The following is a 13,012-nucleotide window of genomic DNA, read 5'->3' on the forward strand; positions in this document are numbered from 1 at the left end:
TCATGGTTTCGTGGGTTGTGTGGGTTTTGTGGGTTGTGTAGGTTCCATCGGCGTCATCCGGCCCTCCATCTGGGAGGCGATTTTTTGCAACGGTTCGATGCTGAGATGCGGCAGGATGTCGTGCTTGAGCACGCCTGACTCATCGCGTTGAATATCGTGGAAATGCAGTTGCGTGGCGCCCACCTCCATGACTTGCGCCCGAAAGACTTCCCCCTTGTAGGCCAGTTCGATCACGTCGCCTTCCGCCGCACGGAGGCCACCGATGAGGAACTCTTTGCGCTGCAGATTCACGCCGTTGATCTTCAGCGTCTGCAGCGCCTGGTTCAGCGTGATTTTAGGCGTCGCACGATAAACGTCTTCGGTGATCACGGGGGCGTCATCCTCGCGGGGAAAGGTGGACAGGCCAAAGGGGTCCATGTTGCGCTGACGCACGCCCATTTTCTTCGCCATCGCCTCGATCTCCTCCGCCTTCGGCAGCAGCTCCGAGCGCGGCAGCCAGCTCGCAGTGCCATTGCCGATGAACAACGGCGCGCGTTTGGCCGCCGCAGCTTTGGCCTGCGCCAGCGCCGGGGCCTCGGCGGCTGCAAACAGCATGACGATGCACAGGATGAGTCTCATTTCTTCTCCTCCTCCGCCTTCCAGCAGGTATGCGTCATTTCCATCACCAGGAACTCACGCTGGTTCAGCAGCTGGTCGGTCTTGCGGGTGATCTTCAGCTCCTCCAGCACGGCCTGCGGCATGAGCGACTCCACCTGCAGCAGCGCCTCCTGCAGCGGCCCCAGCCCCCCTTGAAAACTGCTCTTCACACGGGCCAGATCAGTCTTGACCTGGCGTCCCAGGCGGCCACGGTCGAGCGGGAATACCAGTCCGCTGCGCTCCAGTTCGATCTCCTTGTACTTCGGCAGCAGCGCGTCCAAAATGCGGGTGAAGAGATGGCCGGGATCCGCCTTGAGCAGCGCTTTCTGATCCTGAAACGTCTTGCGCTTGGGCGCCAGCACCTCCTCCAGCTTCTTCATCGCGGCGAGGCGCTGCGTCTGCTCCTTGTAGAGTTCCGCTTTCTGCGCACGCACCGCGCTCAGCTTGCTGACACCGGCGACCACCCCGCCTAGCAGCAGGCAGTTGAACATCGCGGGCATGATCAGACCGTAACGAAGGATGGGACGGGTGTACGCGCTCATGGGATGATTCAGAAGGGTTTGTCCAGCGGGAGGGAAAGCGCGTCCTTGTCCGTCAGGCTCTGGGTGATCGTGGCCTCAAAACTGAACGGAAAGGCCAGTGAAGGATCACGTGCAAGGTCGCCGGCGGATGCCTGCGGATTGAAGCGTGAGTTGCGCCCCTGGGTCAGGGCGATCGTCATCTGGCGGGTTGGCCCTGGCCGGCAGGCGTCATCTCCGGTAACGTCGGCCACCCGTTCGAAGAAGGCGCTCAAACCACGCTGACTGTTCAATGTGCTGAGCAGCTGCAGCGCCTTCGGTTTGACCAGCCCCTTGAAGATCCAGGTCCGTTCCATGCCGGTGGATTCGGGTTTGGCCCCTTTGCCTGCAGGCACCGGAGCGCGGGACGCCTCCGTATTGTAAACAAAGCTGTCCAGTCTCACCCCCGAATCCTCCGGGAACAACTGCAGAAGAAACTCGACCGTCACCCAGCCGCGCGAGCGCGGCTGCAGCAGACGGGTGACGATGTCGATCTCCTTTTTCTCTTGCAGCAGCTTGGTATGCTTATCCTGCGTCAGCTTCATCTGATAGGGCGTTAGCTCCCAGGAAGGGTGGTTCATCGCAGCAAAGAGCGACCAGGTGCCGTACCCGCCGGTGCCGATCAAGGAAAAGACCAGCAGGTAGATGAACCAGGATGAAAAGCGCAGCAGGCGCAGATCACTCAGATTTGGATACCGCTGATCCAGCCGTGCCGTGTCCATGAAGCTCTGCCGCGCCCAGCCTCTCCACAGCGAACGGAAGCTCTCCGTCCGGGCCAGCGGCGTGTTCCCGCCGCTCACCTGCTCGACTGCCGCAGTGTCATAGATCAAAAACTCAGGCCGGCTCCCCGGCACCTCTTTCAGCGCCGGATGCTCTTCAAGATTCAGCAGTTCAAACTGGATCGGCTGACGGCTGATGGCGTACATCTCCAGTTCCTGCGCAACCGACTGCAGCACCCGCGCCTGGGTGGAAACGACCAGCACCTTGGGCACCGCCAGTTCGGCGCCCAGCGCCATGTTCCACAGGATGTCCCCAAAGCCCGTCGGCACCTGGGAGCCGCCACGGTGGCTGAGGCTGCGCACCGTGGAGAGCTCGCCCTGCGGGCTGATGGCAAAAACGGCGGTAAATTTGTAAAAACTGACGGCCACCAGGCTGCCGCCTTCCAAGTTCGATTTCAGCAGCGGCAGCGCCGCCAGCGTTTCCACCGGGGCGCAGGTCACCGCCACGCGCACGGGTATCCGTAAATCCTCGGCGCAGTCCAGCAGCTTCAGCAGGAACGCCTCGCGGGTGCGTGACAGCGACACCGCAGTGCAGCGTGGCTGCCCCGGGGCCGAGCCCCAAAATGGCAGCAGACGCCAGGTGTTTGCCTCCACCGAAACCTCGCGGTCAGCCAGCACCTCGCGCGGATCATCGACTAAATTGTAGCGCAGGATCTGAAAGTCATCCCCTGTCTCGCTGGTCACCTCTCCCGCTTGGGCGATCTCAGCCAGCCCAAACTCATCTGCGACGTGCAAGATCACCCCGAGAGCCTTCGGCTTCTCCTGAAAGTAAGTGGCAGACATCAGCTCACCGAGAATCTCCCCCACCCCTTCTCCGGTCGTCAGATTGGCCAGCGGCAGCGTCGGACCCGGCCGCCAGCTCTGGTGCTGCTTGGAAAACACGGCGGAGCAGACCTCGCGACCGCCATCAAACCACAGATGCCACTGCCATGACAGCTCCTCCGGCATCCGATACCAGTGACTGTCCACGCCCCGGCTCGTCTTCGACGCCACTGTGCGCGCCTGACGGTAGATGTCAGGTGCTTTGAGTTCACAGGGATCAGTGATAGTGAGCATGGAGCGGACAGGCTGGTGATCGGATGCGGGAGAGCTAGACTGGCTTACCAATCGGTTGTGTCGGCGGCCACCAGGACGTGAGTCGAGGTCGCTCCGGTGCCTGCAAAATCGCAGTTGCCGTACGGGGTGCCGACCGTTGGAACAGTGCCCAGCCATGTGTAGGCGCCGCCTGAAGGACAGACGGGCGCATTCTCCATCAGGAGACCGGCACCAAAGACACTCGCCTGTGCCAAAGCCGCACCGACGTTCAGGTTTTGCATGTTGGCGGCGGATCGCACCGCCTTCTGGACGGCGGCGAGCTGCATCTTGCATTTGGCCTTGTCAGCGCCCTGCCGGTAGCTGCCTAAGCCTAGGAAAACCACTGCGATCAATCCTAGGAGGAGAGCGATTACGAGGCTGATTTCAATGAGAGTCATCCCGGAACGATTGAAGCGTTGGGAGAGACGACGATTTAGTGCGGTGTGTGTGTTGATTTTCATTGCTTTAGTGTTGCCGTGGAAGGCGCAGATATAATATCCATAAATATCATTCGGTATAAAAATAAATGCTTCAGGTTTTGACTAAATTCACCTAAATGAATACTTAGACACCCCAGCTGTATCCGGGGCAGAGTCGCGTTTTTGTTCTCATCAAACCCTGCGCGAACTATCAGTCTGTTGACAAACCTGCGTTAATAGTAGTCCTAAGATACTTTTTTATTCTGGCAGCGCAAAGTCATGCCACAACAAGGGGGCTCTGGATCATGGCCGGAGTACAATGGATCACTTTTCACGCGCCATCATCAAACGCGATTGTTGGCCCAGGCGAGGCTTGGACGCGCCATTTCAAGGTTCGCGTCAACGCCACCGGCCAGTGTTTGTTTGCAGCGGTCTTTTCCGGTGACTTGAAGGGGGCAGCCTTTCGCGATCGTGGTTCACCACGGTTTGCCCACCCTCCTCAAATCATCACACAATCGAGGAAGTCTGCGACGAACTCATTTTTCGGATGCTCGCGAAGCTGCTGCGGTGAACCGATTTGCTGGATGTCGCCTTCATGCAGAACGACTACGCGGTCGGCCAGTTCGAAGGCTTCATCTTGATCGTGGGTGACGAAGAGGGTGGTGACTTTGGTTTCGTCGTGAAACTGGCGGAGCCATTTGCGCAGGGTTTTGCGCACCTTGGCATCGAGGGCGCCGAAGGGTTCGTCGAGCAGGAGGACCTGCGGGCCGACCGCAAGTGCGCGGGCGAGTGCGACGCGCTGCTTCTGGCCGCCGCTGAGCTGCGAAGGGTAGCGATCTCCGTAGCCTTCCAGGGCGATGCGGCGCAGGAGTTCGGCGACGGCTTTGTCGATCTCTTCGCGGTCGGGCCGCGTGGCACGAGGCAAGACGCGGAGACCGAAGGCGATGTTTTCCGCGACGGTCATGTGATTGAAGAGGGCGTAGTTCTGGAAGACGAAGCCTGCCTTGCGCTCATAGGCGCTGTGGTTGGTGACATCGGTGCCATGGAACTGGATGCTGCCTGCGCCGGCGTCGGCGAATTCGAGTCCGGCGATGATGCGCAGCAGCGTGGTCTTGCCGCTGCCGCTGGGGCCGAGCAGGGCGACGAGTTCGCCGGTTTTGACTTCGAGGTCGACGTTTTTCAGCGCTTGAAAGCTGCCGAATGATTTGGAGATGTGGTGGATGTGGATGCTCATGCTGCTCCTCGGCGGGTGGTCGTCAGAGTTTTTAAAATCAGGGTTACCAGCGCCAGCAGGGCAAGCATGGAGGCGACGGCAAAGGCGGGGACGAACTGGTATTCGTTGTACAAAACTTCGATGTGCAGCGGCACAGTGTTGGTCTTGTTGCGGATGTGGCCGCTGACCACGGACACGGCGCCGAACTCGCCCATGCTGCGGGCGTTGCAGAGGATGATGCCGTAGAGCAGGCCCCATTTGATCTTCGGCAGGGTGACGCGCCAGAACATCTGGAAGCCGTTCGCGCCCAGGGTCATGGCGGCCTCCTCCTCAGCCTGGCCCTGCGCCTCCATCTGTGGGGCCAGGATACGGGCGACGAAGGTGAAGGTGACGAAGATGGTGCTGAGCACGATGCCCGGCAGCGCAAAAATGATCTTGAAGCCGTGCTCTTTCAGCGCCGGGCCAAACAATCCCTGCGCGCCAAAGAGCAGCACATAGACCATGCCGGCGATGACGGGGGAGACCCACAGGGGAAGCTCGATGAGCGACGTGAGGAGGCGTTTGCCACGAAACTGAAAGCGGGAGACGCACCACGCGGCGGCGAGACCAAAGAGCGTGTTCAGCGGCACGGTGATGGCGGCGACTTTCAGCGTGAGCCAGATGGCGTGCATCGTGGCTCCATCATCAAAGGCCTCGATAAAGCCTTCCCAGCCTTTGCGGAAGGCTTCCTGAAAGATGACGACGAGCGGCAGCACAAACATGAGACCCATGAAGGCCACGGCGGTGCCGATGATCAGGCAGCGCGAGAAGAGGGAGTCGGAGGTTGCTTTGCGGGGCCTGACGGTGCGCGGCGGATGGATGTCGATGATGGCGGCCATGCTTGAGAAATGACGGATGGGGAATCAGCAGGTGGGACGATGGTGGGAGCGCCTCGTCATTTCATGCCTGTGCGTTTGCGGCTCCACTGCGCGAGCAGATTGGACAGCACGAGGATGGTGAAGGATGCGGCGAGCATGACGACGCCGATGGTGGCGGCGCCGGAGTAGTCGTATTCCTCCAGGCGCATGGTGATGAGCAGGGGGGCGATCTCGGTTTTGAAAGGCAGATTGCCAGAGATGAAGACGACGCTGCCGTACTCACCGACCGCGCGGCCAAAGGCGAGCGTCATGCCTGCGAGGGTGGAGGGCAGCAGCGCTGGAAACACGACACGTGTGAGTGTCTGCCAGCGGTTCGCGCCGAGGCAGGCGGCGGCTTCCTCGACATCCATGGAGAGATCTGCAATGACGGGCTGCAGGGTGCGCACCACGAAAGGAAAGCCGACGAAGGTGAGCGCGATGGTGATGCCGAGTGGTGCGTACGCCGCCTTGATGTCATGCTGCGCCAGCCAGGCACCGATCCAGCCATTGGGTGCATAAAGCGTGACGAGAGCGATGCCCGCGACGGCGGTGGGCAGTGCGAAGGGGAGATCCACCATGGCATCCAGCAGGCGGCGGCCGGGGAAGGAGTAGCGCTCCAGCGCCCACGCGGTGATCAGGCCGAAGACCGCATTCACCAGCGCGGCGGCGAAGGCCGTGCCAAAGCTGAGCTTCAGCGAGGAGATCACCCGTGCCTGCGTCAGCGTGGCGAGCATGTGCTCCCAGCCGCCGCTGGTGGCCTTCCACATGAGCATGGACAGCGGAAAGAGCACGATGAGGCTCAGGTAGGTGATGGTGAATCCGAGCGAGAGCTTGAAGCCGGGAAGGATGTGGCGTGGGCGTGACAAGGGATGAAGCAGGCTGGTGATAAACGAGCGCGAGGTGTCATGTGAATGCACCTCTCAGAGGAGAAGTGCATTCACGGCGGGGCGGTGGGCTTACTTCCCTTGATAGATCTGGTCAAAGATGCCGCCGTCGTCGAAGTGCTGCTTCTGGGCCTTGCCCCAGCCGCCGAAGTCGCCGTCGATGGTGACAAGGTTCAGCTTGGGAAAGCGGGCGCTGTATTTGGCAGCGGCTGTGGCTTCACGCGGGCGGTAGTAGTTTTTGCCAATGATGTCCTGCGCCTCGGGAGAGTAGAGGTATTCGAGGTAGGCTTTGGCGACTTCAGCGGTGCCTTTTTTCTCAGCGTTCTTGTCCACTACGGCCACGGTCGGCTCGGCGAGGATGCTGATGGAGGGCACGATGATCTGGGTCTGGCCGGGGAACTCGCGCTGGATGAGCCAGGCTTCATTTTCCCAGGAAAGGAACACATCGCCGATGCCACGCTGTGCAAAGGTGGTGGTGGCGGCACGCGCCCCGGTGTCCAGCACGGGCACGTTTTTGAAGAGCGCGGCGATGAACTCTTTCGCCTTGGCTTCGCTGCCGGTTTTCTTCAGGGCATAGGCCCAGGCGGCAAGGTAGTTCCAGCGGGCGCCGCCGGAGGTTTTCGGATTTGGAGTGATGACGTTCACGCCTTCTTTCACGAGGTCATCCCAGTCCTGGATGTTCTTCGGGTTCCCCTTGCGCACGACAAACACGATGGTGCTGGTGTAAGGCGCGCTGCTGTGGGGCAGGCGCTTCTGCCAGTCCTTCGCGATCAAGCCAGCCTGCTGGCCGATCACGTCAATGTCTCCTGCGAGAGCCAGCGTCACGACATCGGCTTCAAGGCCGTCAATGACGGCACGCGCCTGCTTGCCGGAGCCGCCGTGCGACTGGTCGATGCTGACTTTTTTGCCGGTGGTTTCCTTGTAGTGTTTGGCGAAGGCCTTGTTGTACTCCGAGTAGAGTTCGCGGGTGGGATCGTAGGAGACGTTGAGCAGCTCAAAGTCGGCTGCGTGGGCGGTGAGGCCGAAGAGGGCGGCGGAGAGGAGTGAGAGTGTTTTGTTCATGGTAGTTTATGGTATGGTGAAAATAGTTTTGAGTGACGGGAAGGAGGGCGTTCACTTCTTCAAAAGAAGCGGTGGCTGAATTCGAAGTAAGCGAAGTTGGTGCTGGGGCGCTGCAGCTGGCGCTCCACAAAGCCGCCCGCAGCAAAGTAGGCGTAGCCGATGGTGATCTCTGTTTTCGGGCTGAAGGTGTAGCGGGCGCGGATGTCGAACTCCTGGCCCAGGAAGTTCCCACTGGCCCCTGTGCGGTTTCGGGCGTTGTTGGCCGCGTAGAAGCGGTCCGTGCCGCTGGCCAGCCAGTAGTAGCTGTAGCCAAAGTCCACGCGCAGGTTGTGGCGCGGCTTGAGTTCCACCCGGACTTTCGGCGTGCTGATGTTTTCAAAGACGATGTAGTCGTTCGCGGACCACGGACGGCCGAAGCCAAAGAAGCGCTCAAAGCGGTTGTCCGTGCTGTCGTTCGGATTGCGGTCGCCGCTGGCGTAGCCGTAAAACAGGCTGACGCGCGGCTTCCAAGGATTGGAGCTGAGGGTGTAGCCCACCTCCACCGTGCCGGCATAGGCACGCACTTTGCTGGTGCCATTCTGGCCAAACTGGTAGTTCATGCTGGCGTCGTAGTCGAAGCCCGTGGCGCCGATGATGCCGTAGCCACGCAGGCCGGGATTATGCACGGTGCGCTCTGCCACGCCCCGGTAGGCGGACTGATGCAGCGCGAGGTAATAAGGCTCCAGCGTGATGATGTCTGACCACTGGCGCAAATGGCCGATGACGGCATACATCCATTGCTGCTCCACCGGCCGGTCCAGCTGATACAGCAGACGGTTCAGCGGCTGCACGGCGAGGAGGTCAATCTGCCAGTCACTGCTTTCCTGGCCAATGCTGCCGTGAAAGCCCTGAAAGACGTTTGCGGTGTTGCGCCACTGGTTGTTGCCGATGAGGCGACGGTCAAGAAACTCGAAGTTGTGAATCCCGTAGCGGATGCTGAAGGGCCGGGCGTTGCCGATGGCGTCATGTCCGAAGAGGTCCTTGAAATAGAGCTCCACGTAGGCGCGGATGACCTCGAACTCATTCACGTCGCGGTTGTCACGGGCGTACCGGCTGTTTTCGCGGCGTGAGTCCTGCATTTCAAACGCAAAGCGAAAGGGGTCGAGGATGTCCTTGATGCCGATGTAGGCACGCGTGCGGTGGAGCAGCGGCTGGTCCACTCCCTTCTGCGCACGGCGCAGGTCGTTGTCGCGGTACTCGTAGCGGAAGCGGTAGTCCAGGCCCACATCGAGCCATTTGACGTTCAGCAGCGAATCGACGCCCAGCTCGCTGGCGTTGCGCACATACTTCGGCGGATCAGGATCACGCGTTGTGCTGTAGCTGAGCGGGTTTTGATAATAGGTGCCGCGAGTGGTCTGTCTGGAGCCTTCCTCAGCGCCGTTGGCGAGAGAGGCAATGAGTGTAAGCAGACCCAGCAGGGATGCTTTGGAGGTTTTAAAAAGGGACATGGGCAGCGACGGTAAAAGGTTGGGAGCCGGTGTTTCTGTTGGGATGATCTGAAGCCGAAAAAGCCCGAATGGAAAGCCGCATCGCAATGCGATGAAGCCTCGAACACTTCCGGGGGACCGGTCAGTCATTGGAAAGGCGGGGAATCCGTGAGGGGCTCCTGCGGCCATGTGGCGACTATATATTCCCACAAACTACATAGGGCAAGTAGGGATTAAAAACTTTTTTCCAGGCCGTTCGGGTCATGCCAGGCGGCGCCTGCGACGAAACACCAGCCAGAACAGGCCGGGCGTGACCAGGAGAGCGCGGGAGGGCTCGGGGATGGCGATGACGCTGAGCGTGCCGCTGGAGTAAAGCTGGCTCCAGTCCCAGGCGAGGCCCAGTGCGCTGAGATCCGGCAGGCCGGAGACGGTGTCGAAGGTGCCGGAGACGGAGGACCAGTCGATGAGCTTCCACGAAGATCCTGCCGCCCATGTGCCGTCCGCCAGCGTGGGTGTGCTGCGGATGCTGAGCGTGGCTCCGCTGAGCGTCACGGCACCGCCACTGAAGACCAGGAGATCATTGCTGGCACCGGGCGCATTCAGCAGGCCGCTCGCCGCACCACCGATGAGGTCGAGCTCGATGCTGCCGCCGAGGGTGAAACCGGCCGCAGCCTGCAGCGTGAGGATTTGCGCATCCGGGACACCGTCCTGGCCGGCGAAGATCACAGCGCCGCTTTGCTGGGTGAAATACGCCCCCGCACTGAGAGAGCCTGCGGTGCCGCCGCCCCCCAGGCGTGCACCGCTGCCGATGATCACTGATCCGGTGCCGGTGGCGGAACCCGATGCATTGTTCACGAGCAGGCTGCCGCCATTGACCAGGGTGCCGCCGCTGTAGGTGCTGGCTCCGTCGAGAATCCACACACCGGCATCCTGCTTCACCAGCGCCACGGCATTGGTGCCGCTGGTGCCCGCGCCGATGTTGTTGATGATCGCGCCCTGGATCGTGTTTGCGTCCGTGCTGGCACCGCCGAGGGTGAGCAGGCGTGCCGTGCTGGCTGCGGCTGCGCCTACGTTCATGGCGCTGTTCAGCGTGGCGGCGGTGAAGACGAGCGCGCCGCTGCCGTTGCTGAGAATCGTTGCGCCACCAGTGGCGGTTGCGCCAGTACCAGTGCCAACTTGAATGCGCCGGTTCGTGCTGTCGCCTGCGCCCAGGTAGCTCAGCGTGCCGGTGTTTGCGGTGCTGCCAAAACGGATGATGCCCGAGGTCGTGTCCTTGTCCGCCGTGCCCAGTGCTCCTGCCACGCCGATGTTTCCCAGCGCATCAATCTCCGTGACGCCATTGTTGAGCTGCGCCTGCCCGGTGAAGGTGTTGGCGCCGCTCAGGCGCAGCGTGCCGCCGTTGCCCTTCGTCAGGCCAAAGCCGCCGCTGATGACGCCGGATACCAGCACATCCACCGCCGCACGCGGACTGTCATTGACGACGATGCTGCGGTCTGCGTTCAGCACGAGATTGGCCGAGATGGTTGCCTGGCCGTTTTCAAAACCAGCCGAGCCCGCGTTGTAGATCACATTCCCCCCGAGGGTGAAGCTGCCGCCGCTGGTGCTGCTCACCAGGCTGGCGGTTTGTCCGGCCACGGTGGTGGCCGCACCGCCCAAGGTGAGCGCTCCGACCACCGTAGCAGCGGTGCCGCCGACATCGAGCAGGCCCGTGTTAACCGCCAGATTGGATGAGGTGGCGATGCTGCCGCCGCCGGTGAGTTTGAGGGTGCCGCCATTCACCGTGGTGGCGCCGGTGTAGGTGTTTGGGGCGGACAGGATCCAGGTGCCTGTGTCGGATTTGGCAAGAGCCAGCGTGCCGCTGCCATCTGCGATGGCGCTTTGGATTGTGTTCCCGTCCGTGTTGGAACCTGCGAGCATGAGCGTTTTGGTGCCGGTGCCGGTGTTTGAAATGACGCCGGTGAAAACCAGCGCGCCGCTGCCGCTGCTGCTGAGGGTGGCTGTGCCATTGGTGGTGGCGACGAGATTGAGGCTGCGGTTCGTGGATGCACCCGAGCCCGTGTAAACCAAGGTGCCTGCCGCGGAGATGCCGCTGCCGAGATTGATCGTGCCACCCGCGCCGGCGGCGCTGCTGACACCGGCGTCTTCGAGGGAGGTGACGGTGAGCGTGCCCTGATTCACGGAAAGTGCGCCGGTGAAGGAGCTGGTGCCGGAGAGTGTCCAGGCTCCCAGACCTGTCTTCACCACTGACAATGCGCCGCCGGTGTTGTCCACGAGCGATGCCTGGAATTCGTTGGCGCCGGTGCTGGTGCCGCCAAGGGTGAAGGTTTTTGCTGCGGTGCCCGAATTGGAAAATGAGCCGCTGAAAATGAGGGAACCACTGCCAATATTCGTGATTGTGCCGCCGCCGGTGCCGCTGGAGGCGAGAACGATGGAGCGATTGGTTGAAGCACTGGAACCGGTGTAAATGAGGGTGCCGGTCTGCATTGCGCTGCCGAGATTGATCGTGGTGCCCGCACCGATGGCGCTCGCCGTGCCGCTGTCGGCGATGGTGTTGATCGTGAGCGAGGCGCGGTTGATCGAAACCGAACCCGTGAAGGTGTTCAGGCCGGAGAGCAGCCAGGTGCCAGTGTCTGCCTTCGTCACCGCCACCACGCCGCCATTACCACCGTCGGAGATGACGCCACGAAATTCGTTGTTTGTGGCGGTGCCGTTGAGCGTGAGCGTCTTCGTCCCTGTGGTGGCGGCGTTGGTCACTGCGCCGGTGAGGATCAGGGCACCCGTGCCGCTGGCAATGATGGTGGCCCCGCCTGCGCCGGCGGAAGCGAGATTGAGTGTGCGGTTCGTGCTGGCTGCCGCGCCCGAATAAGACAGCGTGCCCGTCTGCGCGCCGCTGCCAAAATTGATCACGCTTCCCGCACCGATGGCGCTGCTGGTGCCGCTGTCCGCGATGCTGTTGATCGAAAGAATGCCCTGATTGATCGTCGTGCTGCCAGTGTAGGAGTTCAGCCCTGACAGCACCCAGGTTCCGCCAGCCATCTTGGTGACTGCGAGGGTTCCACCATGGCCGCCATCGCCGAGGGTGCTCTGGATTTCATTGTTGTCCGTGCTGGTGCCTCCCAGCGTCAGCGTCTTCGTTCCGCTGGTGCCTGCATTGGTGAAGGTTCCGGTGAAGATCAGAGGCCCGTTGCCATTCACGCTGTTGTTGTTGATCGTGGCTCCTCCAGTGGTGGTGGCCGCGAGGTTCACCGTGCGGTTGGTCGCGCCGCCCGCTGTTCCCAGATAGGTGAGGGCGGCGCCCGTCGTGGTGGCGCTGCCGATGTTGATCACGCTTCCAGCACCGATGGCGCTGTTCAAGCCGCTGTCCGCGATGCTGTTGATGGTCAGGACTCCCTGGTTCACGGAGATGGAACCCGTGAAGGAGTTGCTCCCTGAAAGCGTGGCAGCACCCACGCCGGCTTTGATGAAGCCAAACGAGCCGCCGCTTTCACTGAGACTGCCGTCGATCACAAAGGTGGTGCCTGTCCCCGCTGTCAGGGTGCGGGTGCCGCTGAGGATCAGCCCCAGGCTCAAAGTATGCGTGTGGCTGCCCGTGATGCCGCTGGAGGTGATGTTCCCCCCGAGCGTAAGCGCATTCCCTGTCAGGGTAAATCCCGTGCCGGTGCCGCCATCATTGGTGAAGGTGAGTGCGTTCGTGCCGCCGAGCGTGAGGCTGGTGAGATCATTCGTGACGGCGGGCGACAGGCCGGCGGTATTGAGATCAAACGTCAGGCTGTCTCCGCTCGTGGGCAGGGTGTTGCTCACCCAGTTGGTGTTGGTTCCGGAGGTGCCGGAGCCCCAGTTGGAGTCGATGTCCCCCTGCCAGGTCAGAGTGGCGGCGGGGGCGGAGGTGGAGATTGAAAAGAGGGCGGACAGGACGAGAGCCGGCACGAGCCGGAACATCGCCCGGATGGCGGAGGGGGACCGCCAGGAGGCGTGAGGGGACATTTTTTGTGGGGCATCCGGCATTCCGCTGGTTGCGGTCACGCT

At 61.7% G+C, this 13,012-nt stretch carries 9 protein-coding genes and 1 pseudogene; all 10 read right to left on the minus strand.

The window, feature by feature from the left end; genetic code table 11:
* Positions 1–618 carry a hypothetical protein gene (locus ACILSL_RS08065; RefSeq protein ID WP_395731492.1) on the minus strand — a complete coding sequence of 206 codons (618 nt, stop codon included), beginning with the start codon at positions 616–618 and terminating at the stop codon, positions 1–3.
* Complete coding sequence (locus tag ACILSL_RS08070) at positions 615–1,178, minus strand: hypothetical protein (protein WP_395731493.1); 564 nt, start codon at positions 1,176–1,178, stop codon at positions 615–617. Before ACILSL_RS08070 ends, ACILSL_RS08065 begins: the two co-directional genes overlap by 4 nt.
* 8 nt (positions 1,179–1,186) lie before the next feature.
* Complete coding sequence (locus ACILSL_RS08075; RefSeq protein WP_395731494.1) at positions 1,187–3,028, minus strand: hypothetical protein; 1,842 nt, start codon at positions 3,026–3,028, stop codon at positions 1,187–1,189.
* 44 nt (positions 3,029–3,072) lie between these two features.
* A complete protein-coding gene (locus ACILSL_RS08080) occupies positions 3,073–3,507 on the minus strand; it encodes a type II secretion system protein (RefSeq protein ID WP_395731495.1) in 435 nt (144 codons plus the stop codon).
* A 475-nt stretch (positions 3,508–3,982) separates the two neighbouring features.
* A pseudogene (locus ACILSL_RS08085) lies at positions 3,983–4,699 on the minus strand (sulfate/molybdate ABC transporter ATP-binding protein); the annotation flags it as partial.
* On the minus strand, positions 4,696–5,556 hold the full coding sequence (cysW, locus tag ACILSL_RS08090) for a sulfate ABC transporter permease subunit CysW (RefSeq protein WP_395731496.1): 861 nt from the start codon (positions 5,554–5,556) through the stop codon (positions 4,696–4,698). The gene cysW and the pseudogene ACILSL_RS08085, both read right to left, overlap by 4 nt.
* Positions 5,557–5,612: 56 nt before the next feature.
* Entirely contained in the window at positions 5,613–6,440 is an 828-nt protein-coding gene (gene cysT / locus ACILSL_RS08095) for a sulfate ABC transporter permease subunit CysT (protein WP_395731497.1), read from the minus strand.
* Positions 6,441–6,530: 90 nt separating this feature from the next.
* A complete protein-coding gene (locus tag ACILSL_RS08100) occupies positions 6,531–7,520 on the minus strand; it encodes a sulfate ABC transporter substrate-binding protein (protein WP_395731498.1) in 990 nt (329 codons plus the stop codon).
* A gap of 59 nt (positions 7,521–7,579) precedes the next feature.
* A complete protein-coding gene (locus ACILSL_RS08105) occupies positions 7,580–9,007 on the minus strand; it encodes an alginate export family protein (RefSeq protein ID WP_395731499.1) in 1,428 nt (475 codons plus the stop codon).
* A gap of 240 nt (positions 9,008–9,247) precedes the next feature.
* Entirely contained in the window at positions 9,248–12,970 is a 3,723-nt protein-coding gene (locus ACILSL_RS08110) for a beta strand repeat-containing protein (RefSeq protein ID WP_395731500.1), read from the minus strand.
* Between the last annotated feature and the right edge of the window lie 42 nt (positions 12,971–13,012).

This window comes from Prosthecobacter sp., assembly GCF_044222345.1.
GTDB lineage: Bacteria > Verrucomicrobiota > Verrucomicrobiia > Verrucomicrobiales > Verrucomicrobiaceae > Prosthecobacter.